Genomic DNA, 16,695 nt, shown 5'->3' with positions numbered 1-16,695 from the left:
TACTCGTGCAGTTGTGGTGTCGGTTGCGGTGGCTGCGTCACTCACGGGCGGCACCGCCGCGGCGTCGACCGGGTGTTCGGCCGGGTCGTCGGCCGACACGGTCGGGATCTCACCCACGTACACGCTCGGCGGCGGGGCGCTCGGCTGTGTCGGGACCGTGGACGCGCACTACGACCCCGCGGTGCTCTTCGGTGGGCAGAACCCGACCATCTGGGTGCGACCGGAGTTCACGTTCGTGCCGAGCCCGTTCCAGAGCGTGTACTGCGGCGTCGACGTCACCGTGCACTGGCAGAACCTCGACACCGGCGCGAGCGGAACCTTCCCGCAGATTCCGGTGCCGCTCGGTGACAACACGCCGTTGTCGCCGACGGACGGCCCGTGGGTGCCGTTGACCGCCCCGACCGGGCTCGGGCGGATCGAGGTGCGGATCGACACCAACTTCCCGCACGTTCCGGGCCGCGGCACCTTCGTCGTCTCCTGACGGACGCTGCCGACGCCGAGCCCGGGATCGGGTCGTCGCACGTCACCGCTACGAGATGCGCCCGTAGCGGACCCCGGTCAGTTCCTCGGCCATTGCCCAGAGCCTGTCCTGGGTCGCGTGGTCCCGGGCCCGGCGGGAGATCCTCGCCGGGCTCGGCGGACCGGTCAGTTCGAGTGGGCCACCGGGGCCGAAGTAGTCGCCGCCCGCGACGTCGCCCGCGGTCGCGGCGTGCAGTGCCGGCAAGGCGCCGAGGCGCGGCTCCTGAACCAGCAACCGCGTCAGTCGCTCGCGTCGCATCCCCCACTGGAGGAACGCCGACTGGTCCCGTAGGACCGCAGTCCGGCTACCGCCTGGATGGGCGCCGACGGAGATCGTCCGGGATCCCGAAGCCCGCAGCCGTCGGTCCAGGGCGAGGAAGCACATCACCTGCGCGAGCTTCGACTGCGCGTACGCCCGAAATGCCGAGAAGTGCTGCGCGAGTTGCGGATCGTCGAACCGGATGCGGCCGAACCGGTGCGCGACACTTCCGACGGTGACGACGCGGGCCGCCGGGGCGGCGTCGAGCAGGTCGAGCAGCAGACCGGTCAGGGCGAAGTGTCCGAGGAAGTTGGTGCCGAGATCCGCCTCGAAGCCGTCCGCGGTCACCGTGCGTGCCGAGGTCATCACGCCGGCGTTCGCGATCAGCAGGTCCAACCGGCCGTGGGTGTCGTGCAGAAGTTGCGCGGCCTCCCGGACCTGTGTGAGGTCGGCGAGGTCGAGGCGGACCACGGACACCGACGCGTCCGGGGTGGAGTCGAGGATGTCGGCCTGGGCCCGGTCGGCGCGGTCGGCGTTGCGGCAGCCGAGCAGAACGTGGCCGCCCCGAGCCGCGATGACGCGGGCAGTCTCCAGGCCGAGGCCCGAGTTCGCGCCGGTGACCAGCGCAGTCCGGCCAACGAGATCGGTGCCGGTCATGCCGTCGGCTCCGCTCGGACGGTCTGTTCGCGGCATTTCTGGACACCTTGATAAACAGGTGTCCAGCAAATACTGTCGGTGACGAGCGACGAGTTGTTCGTCACAGTGCAAGGAGGCATTGGTGGAGTTTGGCATCACGCTGTTCACGAGCGATCGCGGCATCACCCCCGCGGCCGCGGCGCAGGCGGTCGAACGGTTCGGATTCGACTCGTTCTACGTCCCCGAACACACCCATATCCCGGTCCGCCGCGATGCTGCCCACCCGCAGACCGGTGACGAGTCGCTGCCCGACGACCGCTACATGCGCACGCTGGACCCGTGGGTCTCCCTCGGCACCGCCGCGTCGGTGACCTCGCGGATCCGCCTCGGTACCGCGGTCGCGTTGCCTGTCGAGCACGACCCCATCACCCTCGCGAAGACGATCGCGTCTCTCGACCACCTGTCCGGTGGCCGCGTCACCCTCGGTGTCGGATACGGGTGGAACCTGGACGAACTCACCGACCACGGCGTGCCCACCGGAAAGCGCCGCACGATGCTGCGGGAGTACCTCGAGGGCATGCAGGCGCTGTGGTCGCAGGAGGAGGCGTCCTACGAGGGTGAGTTCCTCAGCTTCGGACCGAGTTGGGCGTGGCCGAAACCCGTTCAGCAGCCGCGGGTTCCGATCATCGTCGGTGCTGCCGGCAACGAGAAGAACTTCAAGTGGATCTCGCGGTCCGCGGACGGCTGGATGACCACCCCGATCGAGCAGGACATCGAGGACAACGTGCTGCTGCTGCGCAAGATCTGGGAGGCCGCCGGTAGGGAGGGTGCGCCTCGGATCGTGGTGCTCGACCGCAAGCCGGTCCCCGAGACCCTGTCGCGCTGGGAGGATCTGGGCGTCGACGAGGTCGTGTACGGCATGCCCGACGCCGACGAGCCGACCGTCACCGCCTACCTGGAGAAGCTCGCGGGCAAGCTCGGGCGCTGACCGGTTCTTGAACTGATGGAGTCCGACGAACGCCTGGGCGGGACCGCGCCCGGGCGTTCGTCCTCTCGACAAGGGGACGTGGCGACTCAGGGGGACGTGGTGACACGGGTGGACGCGGTGGCACAGGGTGACGCGGTGACACAGTTCGACGCGGTGACACATTTCGTGACCCGCTACGACTTCCGGGGCCCCGGCTTCTCGTCCGACGAACGGCGCCGCCTGTTCGAGGTGGCACTCGAGCAGGCGACCTACGTCGACGCGAAGGGGCACACGGCGATCACGCTGTCCGAGCACCACGGCTCGGACGACGGATACCTGCCCAGCCCGCTGCTGGTGGCGTCGGCGTTCGCTGCGCGCACCCGCCGGATCCCGATCTCGATCGCCGCGCTCGTGGTGAACCTGTACGACCCGTTGCGGCTCGCCGAGGACATCGCCGTCCTCGACCACCTCAGCGGCGGGCGCGTCACCTACACCGTCGGACTGGGGTATCGGCCCGAGGAATACGCGCTGTTCGGCCGGCCGTGGAAGACCCGCACGCGTGACCTGGAGGCATCGATCGCGGCGACGGTGTTCTGCGCCGCAGACCCCGACGCGTTCTGGGCGAAGCACGGCCACCACCTGCTTGCGGACGCCCTCGCCTACCGGGCCTGGATCGGTGAGCGGGACTCCTCGGCCACCGTCGACGAGTTGCGCGCGGCCGGCCGCTACCAGGTGTCCGCGCCCGAAGACCTGATCTCGAGTTGCCGGTCGGGGGAGATCCGCGTTGTCACCAGTCACCCGCTGTGTGGCGGGATGCCGGAGGAACCCGCGTGGGAGAGTCTGCGCCTGATCAGCGAAGTGGTGCGTCCCGCGGTCGGTGGGCGATGTGGTGCGTGATCGCGAACGTGCCACGACCCCGGACCTCGGCCCCTGTGTGGGGTCGTGGTCCGGGGTGGCAGTCGTGTGAGGTGGTCAGCTGATGAAGCGCAGCTGTCTTCGGTTGTGGGCGGGAACAGGATTTCGGTCGGGGTCAATCCACTTCGGAGGTCTGAACCATGGGTGGCCGTCGTCTCCGATGAAAACCTGCCAGTCGCCCTTGTGGATCATCGTGTGGTGAAACCTGCAGAGCAGAACCAGATTTGACAGTTTTGTTTCGCCACCGCGGGACCAGTGGCAGATGTGGTGCCCGTCGGTCCAGGCGGCGGGTCGACCGCAATTGGGGAAAGCGCATCCGCAGTCGCGGGCATCGAGGGCGCGGCGGATGCGGCGGGGGATGACTCGGGTCGTCTTGCCGACGTCGAGCGGGTTTCCGTTGTCGTCCATGACGATCGGGGTGATGGCGGCGTCGCAGGACAAGATGGCCGCCGTTCGGATGCTGATCGGTCCCATCCAGGGCATCCAAACCGGGCCACGTCTGATAAATGACCGTCCGGGATCTCGGGGTTCATCGGCGTCTGCGCGGGGTGACTCGCTGTTGCCGTGTGGTTCGTTGCCACTTTCGCCGAATCGTTCCGTGTCGCCAATCTCATTCCCGCCGCATGCAGCGTTGTCTCTGCTGCTGCCGTTGCTGTTCGGTGTATCGCCGTCGTCCGAGCAGTCAGTGTCGCTGGTGTGTCGTGCGGTGGCGTTGGCGAGGTCGTGGAGGCCGACGAAGACTGTCACGTGGGGCTTTTCGCCGCCTTCGCCGGGGGCGTCGCCGGAGTCGAGGTAGTGGCGGATGATGTCAGTGAGGGCGTCGGCGCGTCGTTGGGGTGCGCTGCGGGGGTCCTGGTCGGGTTCGCCGTCGGTGTTGTTGCGTCCGGGTTGGGGCTTCGACAGGGCGGAGAGGGCAGTGAGTAGCTGTTCTCCGCTGGTCTTGTCCAGGTGGCCTTTGATGCGGACCCGTCCGCCGGCGGTGGGGGAGGCGAAGAGCTCGTTGAGCTGTTCGTTCTCGTCGTCGGGTGGTGGTCCGTCGTCGTCTGCGGCGAGCATGGATTTGAGGGCAGCGGCGCGGTGGCCGGTGTCGGCGGAATGTTCGTGTTCTGCGGCGGCGACAAGGTAGTCGGTGCATTGCTGGGTGCATTCGGCGACGGGATCGGTGTAGTGGCCGTCCACGTAGTCGGGGGCGATTCCGGAGATGAGGTCGGGGATCTGGTCGAGGAGGTTGGTGATCGCCCGTACCTGGTCCATGTCGACGGCGCCTGCGGTGAAGGCGTCGGCGACGTCGGTCCGGTCGTGGAGGCTGCGTCCGGCGGTGATGATCTTCTTGGCCTGTCCGGGGGTGAGCTTGCAGGCTCCGGACAGCCATGCCTGTGTCGATGACGCGCCCAACGTGGCGGAAATACAACGTTCGTCGATCTCGTGGACAAGGCGCACGCGCAGAGCGTCGAGTTGCCGCATCCGCGCCGACAACTCCGGCACCAATGCCAGCAACGAACCCTCGTCGAGACGCCACGCCTCCACCCTGCGGGGTGTCGTGAGCGCCTCGTCGAGTTCCATGTCCCCACCATACTCGAACACGTGTTCGATAACAAGGTTACCAGTGGGGTGTTCTATTGCTGCGCACCAATATTCGGGATCGGGAGGTTGCGCTACCACCGAGGGGTCGTGAGGCTGACAGCCGCCGACGGCACGAGACGAGGCTCGGGGTGACCGACCCCAACGTGACCGGTCACCCCGAGCGGCTCGCGTGCGGTCAGCCCTTTGCAGCGGAGATGCCGGCGCGTCGGCCGTAGAAACTGCCGTCGCCCAACGAGGTTCCCGAGGCGTAGCCGCCCGCGCACACGCCCGACGTGCAGCGGCCGGCCGCGAAGAGTCCGGGGATCGGTTCGCCCGACACGTGCAGCACCTCGGAGTTGATCGTGGTCCGCAGGCCGCCGAGCGTGAAGCCGGCCGTGAAGTTGCGCAGGTCCAGTGCGGCGATCGGGGAGCCGATCGGCTTGCACCACTCGGACTTCTTGCCCAGGACCGGATCCTCGCCGTTCTCGGCGTGCCGGTTGTACACGTCCACCGTCGACACCAGGGTTCCTGCGGGCAGGCCCATGTCCGACTCGAGTTCCTCCACCGTCTCGGCGACCCACTTCGGTTGGAACCGGAAGAACGGCGTCGAACTGTCGGCTGCGCAGCCCTCCTCGTAGGCGGACTCGTCGATGATCAGGTAGGCCTGGTTGTCGTTGCGCAGCAACGTCTCCTGGCCGATCCGGCCGGGGTACGTGTCCTCGTTGACGTAGCGCTGGCCGCGGGCGTTGACGAGGATGCCGCGGACCATCAGCTGCGGGTCGCCGAAGAACGCGACCTCGGTGGCATCCATGTGCGCCAGGTCGGCGCCGATCGCCTGCGCCATCTGGATGGCCTTGCCGTCGTGTTCCTCGATCGAGGCCCCGGGCTTGCCGATCAGGCGCGGCGCGTAGTTCTGCACCATCTCCTTGTTGTAGGCGAAGCTGCCGGTGGCCAGCACCACGCCGGTGCGGGCGCGGACGGCGACCTCCTTGCCGTAGTGCTTGGCGACGATGCCCACCACACGGTCACCGTCGACGATCAGGCGCTGCACCCGCATGTCGTACTCGTGCCGCACGCCGAGCTTCTCGGCGGTCTCGACGAGTGGCTTCATCAGCATGAAACCGCCGCCCTTCTCGCCGGTCCGCTTCCCGGTCATCTGCGGGACGTGCCCGCGCGGGGCGGCGGTGGCGACCGAGTTGAACGGCGCGGCGTTCTCGCCGCCGGAGTACATGAGTCCGTCGTCGAACGGGGTCTCCCAGCCGGGCTGGCCGTAGAAACTCTCCTTGAACGGCACCCCGTTGTCGACGAGCCAGTTGTAGTGCTCGACGCTCCCGTTGCAGTAGTCGGTGATCTTCTCCTCGTCGGCACCGGGGCCGAGCGCCGCCATCATGAAGGCTTTCATGTTCTCGGGGGAGTCCTCGAACCCGAGCGCCTTCTGCAGCGGAGTGCCCCCGCCCAGGTAGATGAAGCCGCCGGCGAGGGCGGCCGCGCCACCCCATCCGCTGGTGCGCTCGAGCACCAGCACGTCGGCGCCGGCGCGGGCCGCCTCGATGGCGGCGCTGACGCCCGCGATGCCGAAGCCGGCGACGACCACGTCGGCCTCGTGGTGCCAGGTCTGCACCTGATCGGCGGACAGTGGGCGGATGGGGGTGGCGTCGGCCATGGATCGGGTCCTTCTCTCGAGAGTTGTTGCCTTCAGTGCAGTATTTCTCGTTCCGGCGTCAGCCGGTGGCCGAATCCGCGGACTCGGCCTCAGTCGCCTTCGCTGCGGCGCGGGCGGCCTTGCGCCGGTCCGCCTTCACCGCGATGAGCGCGTTGTTCAGCCCGGTGCCCAGCGGCCAGCCGACGTAGTGACACAGGAAGATCGCGGCCTCCTCGCACTGCTGCTCGGTGAGCTCCTCGTTGTGCAGCGCGGCGTTGAGCTGGATCTTCGCGACATCGCCCTGCCCCTGCGCGGTGATCGCGCCGAGCAGCAGCAGTCGCCGGTCGCGCAGGCTCAGGCCCGGGCGGGTCCAGATGTCGGCGAACAGGTGGTCCGCGGTCACGGCGAAGAAGTCGCCGGGGACGTTCGCGGGCATCTCCCACCCGTACACCTGGTTCATCATCGCGACGCCGCGAGCCCGCGCCTCGGTCAGTTCGTTCTGGTCGGTCACGCGTGCTCCTTCTCGAAGGTTTCGGACAGGTCGCCGGCCCCGACCCCGAGGCCGGGCCCGAGGCCCGAGAGCGCCCGGGTGGCGAGCGGCAGGTCGACGTCGAGGCGTTCGCCGAGGTCGAGTGCCAGGGACAGATCCTTCTCGCCGAGGTTGCGGACGTGGCTCAGGATCGAGAACCAGGGGTCCGACTCGGCGACCGGGGCGGTGGTCTCGCGCAGCATGATCGCGCCGGCGCCACCGGTGATCGCGTCGGTGTGCCGGACCACCTTGCCGAGCTTCCGGATGTCCAGACCGGCCGCCTCGGCGAGCCGCTGCGCCTCCGTGGCGGCCGTGAACGAGATGAAGTGGAGCAGGTTGCGGGCCAGCTTCATTCGCGTTCCGGCACCGACCTCACCGGCATGGACGACCAGTTCCGCGAACCGGCCGAACGGTTCGCGGACCGCGGCGAAGGCCTCCTCCGAGCCGCCGACCATCACCGCGAGGCGGCCCTGCTGGGCGCCCGGTGCTCCGCCGCTGATCGGTGCGTCGATCAGGTGGATGCCCGACGCGGCGCAGGTCTGCGCGAGGTCGATCGCGGTGACGTCCGAGATCGTCGAGTGCACCGCGATCACCGTGCCGGGTCGCGCGGTGGACAGGATGCCGTCCGGGCCGGCGACCACGTCGCGCACCTGGGCGTCGTCGAGCACGGTCACCGAGATCACCGTGGCCTCGGCGGCGACCGCGGCCGGAGTGGCCGCGGCGCGCGCGCCCGCCGCGGTGAACGGCTCCGTCGCCTCGGCGCGGGCGTCGCAGACCACCAGGCCGCCGGGCCAGTCCAGCAGTCGCGTGGCCATCGGCGCGCCCATGTTGCCGAGACCGATGTATCCGATCGTCGTGTCGGTGTTCATGTGGCTGCCGGAGTCGGGGGCGGCCGCGGTCATGACCGGTAGACCTGTCCGCCGTCGACGTTGAAGATCTGGCCGGTGACCCAGCCGGCCTCGTCGGAGAGCAGGAACAGGCACATGCCGACCAGGTCCTCGGTGGTTCCCATGCGCTGCAGCGGAATTCGCTTGACCATGTCCTTGACGATGTTCCCGGGAGTGACCGTGCGGGTGGCCTCGGTGTCGATCGGGCCGGGGGCGATCGCGTTGATGCGGATGTTCGACCAGCCCAGCTCGGTCGCGAGCTGCTGGGTCAGGCTGTTGACCCCGGCCTTCGCCAGGCCGTAGTAGTTCGAGTACAGCCAGGCCGCGGTGGAGGACTGGTTCACGATGGAGCCGCCGTTCGCCCGCATGTGCGGTACCACGGCGCGGCAGACCTGCAGCGCGCCGTCCATGTTCACGCTCATGAACTTGCGGTAGTAGTCCCAGTCCACGGTCAACAGGGAGTCGATCTTCATCCCGCCGTAGATCGCGGCATTGTTGACCAGGTGTTCGATGCTGCCGAACTTCTCGATGGTGAAGTCGGCCAGGGCCTTCGCCGAGGTCCCGTCCGCGACGTCGACCTCCTTGAACACCGCCGAGCCGCCGTCAGCGACGATCTGCTTGGCCACGGTCTCGCCGAGCTCGCGGTTCAGGTCCGCGACCACCACGTTCGCGCCCTCGGTGGCCAGTGCCTTGGCATACCCCTCGCCGATGCCCTGCGCTGCGCCGGTGACGATGGCTGTGCGTCCGTCGAAACGTCCCATTGTCGGATCCTGCTTTCTCGTTGTCTCGGTTGGTCTAGGTGGTGGCGGGGCCGGCGACGAGCTTGGACTCGAGGTACTCCTCGAAGCCGAGAACGCCCATCTCGCGGCCGATGCCGGACTGCTTGTAGCCGCCGAACGGCGCGTCGGCGGAGTACCAGAGGCCGCCGTTGACGCCGAGCGTGCCGGTACGGACGCCCGTGACGACGCGCTCGATGCGCTCGGGGTCGGTGCCCCAGACCGCCCCGGACAGGCCGTACGGCGAGTCGTTGGCGATCCGGATCGCGTCGTCGTCACCGTCGTGCGGCAGGATGACCAGCACGGGGCCGAAGATCTCCTCCTGTGCGACCCGGGCGGAGTTGTCCAGTCCGGCAATGAGAGTCGGTTCGACGAAGTATCCGCGGTCCTGGCTCTCCGGACGTCCGCCGCCGGTGACGAAGGTGCCGCCCTCCTCGATGGCGAGCTTCAGGTAGCCCTCGACCCGGTCGCGCTGCTTCGCCGAGATCAGCGGGCCGCACACGGTGCCGGGCTTGGTCGGGTCCCCGGCCCGGACACTGGCCATCGCCTTCGCTGCCGCCGCAACCGCCTCGTCGTACTTCTCCCGCGGAACGAGTAGACGGGTGCACAGCGCGCAGCCCTGGCCGGCGTGCACGGACACGGAGAAGGCGGCCATCGAACAGGCGGCCTTGATGTCGGCGTCGTCGAGGACGATGAATGCCGACTTGCCGCCGAGTTCGAGGAAGACCTTCTTGAGCGACTCCGACGCCGAGGCCATCACCGCGCGACCGGTGGCGGTCGAGCCGGTGAACGAGACCAGGTCGACGCGGGGGTCGGTGCACAGTTGCGCGCCGAGAGAGTGGTCGGTGGACGTGACGATGTTGACGACGCCGGCCGGGATCTCGGTCTCCTCGGCGATCACCTTGCCGACCAGCGCCGCGCACCACGGGGTGTCCGGTGCCGGCTTGAGTACGACGGTGTTGCCCGCGGCGAGCGCCGGGCCGAGCTTGGCGAAGTTGATCTGGTGCGGGAAGTTCCACGGCGTGATGGCGCCGACGACGCCAACCGCTTCCTTGAGCAGGCGCCGGTGTGTGGGAATCCCCATCGGTGTGGCGTTTCCGAGATCCTGCTCCCACGAATAGCTTTCGGCTAGATCCGCCCAGAAGTGGAGGTCAGCGATCGGTCCCTCGAGCTGCGGCCCGGCGGTGAGCATGGCGGGGGCTCCGACCTCGGCGATGGTGATCTCGCGCAGCTCCTCGATGTGGGACTGCAGCGCATCGCAGAGTTGTCGCAGGCACCGGGCGCGGAATGCGTGGTCGCGGCTCCAGGTGGTCGTGTCGAAGGCTCGTCGTGCGGCGGCGATGGCGGCGTCCATGTCTGCTGCCGTGCCCTCGGCGGCGAGGCCGACGACTTCCTCGGTGGCCGGGTTGAGGATCTCGAAAGTCCCTCCGGAACCCGGAATCAGCTTTCCGTCGACGAGCAGTGCCGAGCTGTCGGCAGGTCGAAGCGTCATTGCGCAAACCCTCCCTTTCTGGACAGGTGTCTGGACTATAGTTCGAACAAATGTCACATGCAATGGGTTTCGGGCAGAAGCGATTTCGAGTTCGGGTATCGACAAACGGCGGAAGTCGTGTCTACTCTTCGTCACACCGCCGCGTTGCCCGGCCGTCAGTGCCGGGGCAGTCGCCGCCGCTCGCGAGCCTCTCCGCCCGCGATGTCCGGCTGGTGGGTGCAGTGCGCGCCGTTCGCCGTTCCCCGTTCGTTCGATCAGAGGGAGAGATGCAATGAATCGAGTTGCCGGCAAGAAGATCATTCCTTAGGGCTCGGGCCGGCAAACATGAAGAAATCGACCGGCGCGCCGCGACTCGACGACCATTGTCCTGGACAGGAGCCTGTAGTAGCGTCCAGACATGTGTCCAGTCCCAGTTTCGAGTCCACACGACGGCGCCTGACCGAGAAGCAGGCCGAGACCGTGGACCGATTGACGCAGGCCGGCGTGGAGGTACTGCGCGAGCAGGAGTTCGCCGGGTTGACGGTGCGGGCGGTGGCCTCGCGCGCCGGGGTGGGGCCCGCCACGGCCTACACCTACTTCTCCTCGAAGGAACACCTCGTCGCCGAGATCTTCTGGCGGCGGCTGCAGAGCTCGCCAGTCGTCGACGGTGACGGACTCGACCGCACCGCCCGGGTGCTGGCGGTGCTGCGGAACATCGCTCTGCTGATCGCCGACGAACCGGCGGTGTCCGCAGCGGTGACCAACGCACTGCTCGGCGCAGACCCGGACGTGGAGCATCTGCGCGGCCGGATCGGCGCCGAGATCCACGGGCGACTCGCCGCGGCGCTCGGGCCGGGCAGTGACCCCGACCTCATCGAGACTCTCGAACTGCTCTATGCCGGAGCGCTTCTGCGCGCCGGCATGGGGTACGGCACTTACGCGCACATTGCCGGACGCCTCGAGGCGTCCGCAAGACTGATCCTGGAGTAGCGATGACCGAAGCCCTGATCGACCCGGTGGTCTTCAATCCGTACGACTACCAGTTCCACGACGACCCCTACCCCGTGTACAAGCGACTCCGGGAGGAGTCGCCGATCTACCACAATCCGGACCTCGGGTTCTGGGCGCTCTCGCGGCACGCGGACGTAGCCGACGCGTTCAAGGACAACCGCCGCCTGTCGAGTGCCAACGGCGTCTCGCTCGACCCGGCAGCGTACGGCCCGCACGCCCACTACGTGATGTCCTTCCTCGCGATGGATGATCCGCGGCACATGCGGTTGCGGCAGTTGGTCTCTCGCGGATTCACCCCCCGCCGGGTCGCCGAACTCGACGGTCGCATCCTGGAGCTGACCCAGCTGCACCTGACCCCCGCGCTCGCGGCGGGAGAGTTCGACTGGATCGCAGAGGTCGCAGGCAAGCTGCCGATGGACGTCATCTCCGAGTTGATGGGCGTCCCGCAGCCGGACCGTGCCGAACTGCGCCGGATGGCGGACCTGGTGGTGCACCGCGAGGACGGCGTTCTCGACGTCCCGCAGGCAGCGGTCGAGTCCTCGATGGCGCTGATGACCTACTACCGGGACATGATCGCCGAGCGCAGGCGCTCGCGCACCGAGGACCTCACGTCGGCGCTGCTCGACGCGGAGATTGACGGGGACAAACTCTCCGACGCCGAGATCCTCGGATTCATGTTCCTGATGGTGGTGGCGGGCAACGAAACCACCACCAAACTGCTCGGCAATGCGCTCTACTGGGGCGCACGAAATCCTGCTCAGGTGGCCCCGGTGCTGGCCGACCCGAGCCTGGTGTCCGACTGGACGGAGGAGACGCTGCGCTACGACACGTCGAGTCAGATCGTCGCGAGGACTACCGCGGAGGATCTCGAGTACTACGGCCAGACCGTGCCGGCGGGGGAGAAGATGCTGCTCCTGATCGGCTCGGCCAACCGTGACTCCGACGTCTTCGACGACGCCGACGAGTACCAGATCGGCCGCAACTCGACCAACAAGCTGGCCAGCTTCGGCGGCGGCGTGCACTTCTGCCTCGGCGCCCACCTGGCCCGGCTCGAGACGAACATCGCGCTCGCCGAGTTCGCCCGCCAAGTATCCGGATTCGAGGTCGACGAGTCCGGGATGGAACGTGTCCATTCGACGAACGTGCGGGGCTTCGCGGCCCTGCCGGTGAAGGTGCAGGTGCGCTGATGCCCAGATTCGAACCCAATCCGGACCGGCGGCCGGCGCTGATCAGCGGCGCCTCGTCCGGGATCGGCGAGGCGACCGCCTACGCGCTCGCCGAGCTCGGTCACCCGGTCGCTCTCGGTGCCCGACGGGTTGAGCAGAGCGAGGCGATAGCCGAGAAGATCCGCAGCAATGGTGGAGAGGCGTTCGCGCATTTCCTCGACGTCACCGACAACGAGTCGGTCGACGCGTTCGTCACCGCCGCCGAGGCGGCTCTCGGCCCGGCAGAGATCGTCGTCTCCGGCGCCGGCGACCTCGAGTTCGGCACAGCGGACGAGATGGACCCCGTCAGGTTCGCCAAGCAGATCGACGTGCACCTGGTCGGTGCGCAGCGGTTGGCGTACCGGGTGCTGCCGGGGATGCGGGCGCGGCGGCGCGGCGACTTCGTGCTGATCGGTTCGGACTGTGCCGACCGGCCTCGGCCGGGGATGGGCGCCTACGACGCGGCCAAGGCCGGACTCGAGGCGATGGGCCGGCAGATGCGAATGGAGCTCGAGGGCACCGGGATTCGCGCATCCATCGTACGGCCCGGTCCCACTTTCACCGGGATGGGGATGGATTCGACCCCCGAGATCCTCGCCCCCGTGGCCGAACTCTGGACCAAGTGGGGGTTTGCGCGGCACGGCTTCTTCCTGCGTGCCTCCGACATGGCCAACGCCGTGGTCGCTGTGGTCAGCGCACCGCGCGGCGCGCACCTGGTCCTCGTCGAGGTCCAGCCCGAAGCGCCCCTCAACCCGCTCCCGACCACCACCTCGCAGGAGACGAAATGACACACGGAGTGCAGGATAAGTCCACGGCACTGCCCAACCCACCCCGGGTGTCCGGCGGCGAGCACGAGCACGGGCACCTCGAGGAACTGCGCACCGACCCGATCACGTTGATGCGCCGGGTGCGCGAGGAGTGCGGCGACGTCGGGATCTTCCAGCTCGCCGACCGCGAGGTGGTGCTGCTCTCCGGCGCCGAGGCCAACGAGTTCTTCTTCCGCTCCAGCGACGAGGACCTCGACCAGCAGGCCGCCTACCCGTTCATGAAGCCGATCTTCGGCGAGGGCGTGGTCTTCGACGCCAGCCCCGAGCGGCGCAAGGAGATGCTGCACAACTCCGCGTTGCGCGGTGAACAGATGAAGGGCCATGCCGCCACCATCGGCGCCGAGGTCGAGGCGATGGTCGCGGGCTGGGGTGAGGAGGGCGAGATCGACTTGCTCGACTTCTTCGCCGAATTGACCATCTACACCTCGTCGTCCTGCCTGATCGGCAAGAAGTTCCGCGACCAGCTCGACGACCGGTTCGCCAAGCTCTACCACGAGCTCGAACAGGGCACCGACGCCATCGCTTTCGTCGATCCCTATGCGCCGATCGAGAGCTTCCGGCGCCGCGACGAGGCCCGGGTCGCGCTGGTCGCCCTGGTGCAGGAGATCATGAACGGCAGGATCGCGAATCCGCCGCAGGGTAAAGACGATCGCGACATGCTCGACATTCTCGTGTCCGTCAAGGACGAGAAGGGCGATCTGCGATTCAGTGCGGACGAGATCACCGGCATCTTCATCTCGATGATGTTCGCCGGCCACCACACCACCTCCGGTACCGCGGCCTGGTCGCTGATCGAGTTGCTGCGGCACCCCGACGCGATGGAACGGGTGGTGACCGAACTCGACGAGCTGTACTCCGACGGTGCGGACATCAGTTTCCATGCGCTGCGCCAGATCCCGGTACTCGAGTCGGTGATCAAGGAGACGCTCCGACTGCACCCGCCACTGATCATCCTGCTGCGGGTGGCCCGCGGCGACTTCGAGGTCGGCGGCTACCAGATTCACGAGGGCAATCTCGTCGCGGCGACCCCGGCGATCTCGAACCGGATCGCCGAGGACTTCCCGCAGCCGGACCAGTTCGATCCCGGGCGCTACATCGACCCGAACCAGGAGGACATCGTCAACCGGTGGACCTGGATCCCGTTCGGGGCGGGCAGGCACCGCTGTGTCGGGGCCGCGTTCGCGCAGATGCAGCTCAAGGCGATCTTCTCGATCCTGTTGCGGGACTACGAGTTCGAGATGTCGCAGCCGTCCGACTCGTACCGCAACGATCACAGCAAGATGGTCGTGCAGCTGCAGCAACCGTGCCGGGTGCGTTACCGCAGGCGGACCTCGCGTGCCGCATCGGTGGGTGCCGGTGCAGCCGCCCCGGCAGGTTGCCCGGTCGCACACACCGACCGCGAGGGGTGAGTCGTGCGTATCGAGGTGGACCTGGACCTGTGCCAGGGCCACGCGGCCTGCGAGATGGAGGCGTCCGAGGTGTTCTCGGTGCCCAGCCGCGGGAAGGTGAACCTGCTCGACCCGTCGCCGCCGGAATCGGCGCGCGCGGACGTGGAGAACGCCGTCCGGTACTGCCCGACGCAGGCCCTGCGGATCGTCGAGGACTGACGCGAACCACACGAAGACTTCACACACTCGAGGGAGACGATTGACGATGACCGGATTCGACCGCGCCGAGCTCGACGAGATGGTTGAGCGCTGGATCGACGCGAACAAGAAGGCCGAGGCGGCCGGCGACTGGAAGCCGTTGGCGGACATGTACACCGAGGACGCGACCTACGGCTGGAACTACGGCCCGAAGCAGGACTTCATGGCGGTCGGACGCGAGGAGATCCGGGAGGTGGCGCTCGGTCTGGAGATGAACGGGCTTGAAGGCTGGGAGTACCCGTACCAGGACTTCGTCGTCGACGAGCGCAGCGGCAACGTGATCGGGCTGTGGAAGCAGATCTCCGACGCGAAGCGCGAGGACGGCAGCAACTACGCCGTGTACGGCATCGGCGGCAGCTGGTTCCGGTACGGCGGGAACTTCCAGTGGTCGTGGCAGCGCGACTTCTTCGACTTCGGCAACGTCTCCGCGCTGTTCATGGAGATGATCCAGAACAACGCGCTGTCGAAGGGCATGCAGTCGCGGATCCAGCGATCGCTCTCCGGCGAGCACCTGCCCGGCTGGTACCCGGTGGGCAAGGCGCCGGTTCCGCTGTGGTGAGTCCGGTGACGCGTCCGCAGCGCTCGTTCGCCGACCTGTCCCGGCACGACCTCGCGACCCTGGTGCCCGAACTGCTGCTGTGCGGCCAACTCATCGACCGGTCCGGGATGGCCCACCTGATCGTGGAATTCGGCCGCGACGGCATGGGGCAGGTCGCGATCGAGGAGTGGCAGGCGTCCAGTCCTTGGTACACGCGCCGGATGCAGAGGGCGTTGAACTACGAGGGCGACGACGTGGTGACCATCTTCAAGGGTCTGCAGCTCGACATCGGGGCGCCGCCGCAGTTCATGGACTTCAGGTACCGGGTCGACGACCCGCAGCACGGCGAGTTCTGGCTCGATCACTGCGGCGCGCTGATGGACGTCGAACCGCTCGGAGACGAGTACGTGAAGACGATGTGCCACGACATCGAGGACCCGACCTTCGATGCGACCGCGCTGGCCACCAATCCGCACGCCCAGGTGCGGCCGATTCACCGGCCACCACGCAGGCCCGCGGACCGCAACCCGCACTGCGCGTGGACGGTGATCATCGACGAGGCGCACGTGCCGCCGGTGATGGAGTCGCACACCGAACAGATCGGCCGAACCGCTGCAGTCGCCGTCGAGTTGAGCCCGATCGACACCGCGGGCGAGGGCAACCACGACTACTCAGGACCGCTGCTCGCCGACGTCAGGTTCTCGGACTTCTCCCAGTCGGCGCTGGTGCGTATCGCCGAGGAGGTGTGCCTGCAGCACCACCTGCTCGCGCTCGGATTCCTCCTGGCGGTGCGCAAGCGAGTCGACGAGGACAAGGCCCTCGAGATCACCCGCAAGCAGCTGACCGGGATCGCGGGCGTGGCCGCGCAGCGCATCCGCGACGCGCTCGGCCTGCCCGCCGATCTCGAAGGACTCGCCACGGTGCTGTCGCTGCACCCGCTGCTGGGCCCGAAGCAGTACGTGGACAGCGAGATCCGATTCGACGGTGACAGTCTCGCGTTGTGGATCGGCCGGCGCGGCCTCGTCGACGCCGACGGCGGTTGGCCGACCCTCCTCGACGGCGAACACCTCGAGCCGCTGCACGCGTTGGTGCGGGGGGTGAACCCGCACTTCACTGTGCGGGTGGTGACCGAGGAGCCGGACGGCCTGCTCGTCGCGGTCGACACCGCCGCCGAGCCGGCACCCGAATGCGTCGAGGTCGCGATCACCAAGGTCAGCACCGGCGCGGGATTTGTGTTCGAAGATCGTGGAATTCCCCTTCCTCTCTACGTAATTCGCCGCTCCACGTAGTCTGAGCGGCCGACC

General features: G+C 68.0%; 17 protein-coding genes. 10 read left to right on the top strand and 7 right to left on the bottom strand.

Annotated elements, in window-relative coordinates; genetic code table 11:
* Positions 1-28 precede the first annotated feature (28 nt).
* On the top strand, positions 29-481 hold the full coding sequence (locus FK531_RS15745) for a hypothetical protein (protein WP_142100986.1): 453 nt from the start codon (positions 29-31) through the stop codon (positions 479-481).
* Between the two features lie 48 nt (positions 482-529).
* Here FK531_RS15745 and FK531_RS15740 read toward each other — a convergent pair whose 3' ends face one another.
* Positions 530-1,471 (bottom strand): oxidoreductase, encoded by a 942-nt coding sequence (locus tag FK531_RS15740; RefSeq protein WP_246098199.1) that lies wholly within the window; start codon positions 1,469-1,471, stop codon positions 530-532.
* 85 nt (positions 1,472-1,556) lie between these two features.
* Here FK531_RS15740 and FK531_RS15735 point away from each other — a divergent pair, with 85 nt between their 5' ends.
* Entirely contained in the window at positions 1,557-2,402 is an 846-nt protein-coding gene (locus tag FK531_RS15735) for an LLM class F420-dependent oxidoreductase (RefSeq protein WP_142100985.1), read from the top strand.
* A 78-nt stretch (positions 2,403-2,480) separates the two neighbouring features.
* Positions 2,481-3,278, top strand: coding sequence for an LLM class flavin-dependent oxidoreductase (locus tag FK531_RS15725; protein WP_246098198.1), 798 nt, complete (start codon positions 2,481-2,483; stop codon positions 3,276-3,278).
* 75 nt (positions 3,279-3,353) lie between these two features.
* Here FK531_RS15725 and FK531_RS15720 read toward each other — a convergent pair whose 3' ends face one another.
* The 6 genes from FK531_RS15720 to FK531_RS15695 all read right to left on the bottom strand — a co-directional run bounded on the left by FK531_RS15720 (position 3,354) and on the right by FK531_RS15695 (position 10,185).
* Complete coding sequence (locus FK531_RS15720; RefSeq protein ID WP_142100979.1) at positions 3,354-4,859, bottom strand: HNH endonuclease signature motif containing protein; 1,506 nt, start codon at positions 4,857-4,859, stop codon at positions 3,354-3,356.
* A 196-nt stretch (positions 4,860-5,055) separates the two neighbouring features.
* Positions 5,056-6,522, bottom strand: a complete 1,467-nt coding sequence (locus FK531_RS15715) for an FAD-dependent oxidoreductase (protein ID WP_142100978.1) — start codon at positions 6,520-6,522, stop codon at positions 5,056-5,058.
* 58 nt (positions 6,523-6,580) lie between these two features.
* The gene (locus FK531_RS15710; RefSeq protein ID WP_142101383.1) at positions 6,581-6,964 is read right to left on the bottom strand and encodes a carboxymuconolactone decarboxylase family protein; all 384 of its coding nucleotides are present in this window, start codon (positions 6,962-6,964) and stop codon (positions 6,581-6,583) included.
* Between the two features lie 44 nt (positions 6,965-7,008).
* Entirely contained in the window at positions 7,009-7,932 is a 924-nt protein-coding gene (locus tag FK531_RS15705; protein WP_142100976.1) for an NAD(P)-dependent oxidoreductase, read from the bottom strand.
* The gene (locus tag FK531_RS15700) at positions 7,929-8,678 is read right to left on the bottom strand and encodes an SDR family oxidoreductase (RefSeq protein WP_142100974.1); all 750 of its coding nucleotides are present in this window, start codon (positions 8,676-8,678) and stop codon (positions 7,929-7,931) included. The genes FK531_RS15705 and FK531_RS15700 overlap by 4 nt, the downstream gene beginning before the upstream one ends.
* A 34-nt stretch (positions 8,679-8,712) precedes the next feature.
* Entirely contained in the window at positions 8,713-10,185 is a 1,473-nt protein-coding gene (locus tag FK531_RS15695; protein WP_142100972.1) for an aldehyde dehydrogenase, read from the bottom strand.
* Positions 10,186-10,584: 399 nt separating this feature from the next.
* On the opposite strand from FK531_RS15695, the gene FK531_RS15690 reads away from it, so the two are divergent.
* From FK531_RS15690 to FK531_RS15660, 7 genes are read left to right on the top strand one after another with little or no spacing between them, the layout of a single operon-like run.
* Positions 10,585-11,154 carry a TetR/AcrR family transcriptional regulator gene (locus FK531_RS15690; protein ID WP_246098197.1) on the top strand — a complete coding sequence of 190 codons (570 nt, stop codon included), beginning with the start codon at positions 10,585-10,587 and terminating at the stop codon, positions 11,152-11,154.
* Positions 11,155-11,156: 2 nt separating this feature from the next.
* Positions 11,157-12,362, top strand: a complete 1,206-nt coding sequence (locus FK531_RS15685) for a cytochrome P450 (protein WP_142100968.1) — start codon at positions 11,157-11,159, stop codon at positions 12,360-12,362.
* Positions 12,362-13,168: an SDR family oxidoreductase gene (locus tag FK531_RS15680; protein WP_142100967.1), complete on the top strand. Its 807-nt coding sequence runs from the start codon at positions 12,362-12,364 to the stop codon at positions 13,166-13,168. Before FK531_RS15685 ends, FK531_RS15680 begins: the two co-directional genes overlap by 1 nt.
* Positions 13,165-14,616: a cytochrome P450 gene (locus FK531_RS15675; protein WP_142100965.1), complete on the top strand. Its 1,452-nt coding sequence runs from the start codon at positions 13,165-13,167 to the stop codon at positions 14,614-14,616. The genes FK531_RS15680 and FK531_RS15675 overlap by 4 nt, the downstream gene beginning before the upstream one ends.
* A gap of 3 nt (positions 14,617-14,619) precedes the next feature.
* On the top strand, positions 14,620-14,814 hold the full coding sequence (locus tag FK531_RS15670; protein WP_142100963.1) for a ferredoxin: 195 nt from the start codon (positions 14,620-14,622) through the stop codon (positions 14,812-14,814).
* A gap of 46 nt (positions 14,815-14,860) precedes the next feature.
* Positions 14,861-15,412 (top strand): Cif family virulence factor, encoded by a 552-nt coding sequence (locus FK531_RS15665; protein ID WP_142100961.1) that lies wholly within the window; start codon positions 14,861-14,863, stop codon positions 15,410-15,412.
* Positions 15,406-16,680 carry a hypothetical protein gene (locus FK531_RS15660; protein WP_142100959.1) on the top strand — a complete coding sequence of 425 codons (1,275 nt, stop codon included), beginning with the start codon at positions 15,406-15,408 and terminating at the stop codon, positions 16,678-16,680. The genes FK531_RS15665 and FK531_RS15660 overlap by 7 nt, the downstream gene beginning before the upstream one ends.
* The last annotated feature ends 15 nt before the right edge of the window (positions 16,681-16,695 follow it).

It is taken from the genome of Rhodococcus spelaei (assembly GCF_006704125.1).
GTDB lineage: Bacteria > Actinomycetota > Actinomycetes > Mycobacteriales > Mycobacteriaceae > Rhodococcus_G > Rhodococcus_G spelaei.
The sequence above is the reverse complement of the archived record's forward strand: the minus strand, read 5'-3'. Positions and strand labels throughout refer to the sequence as shown.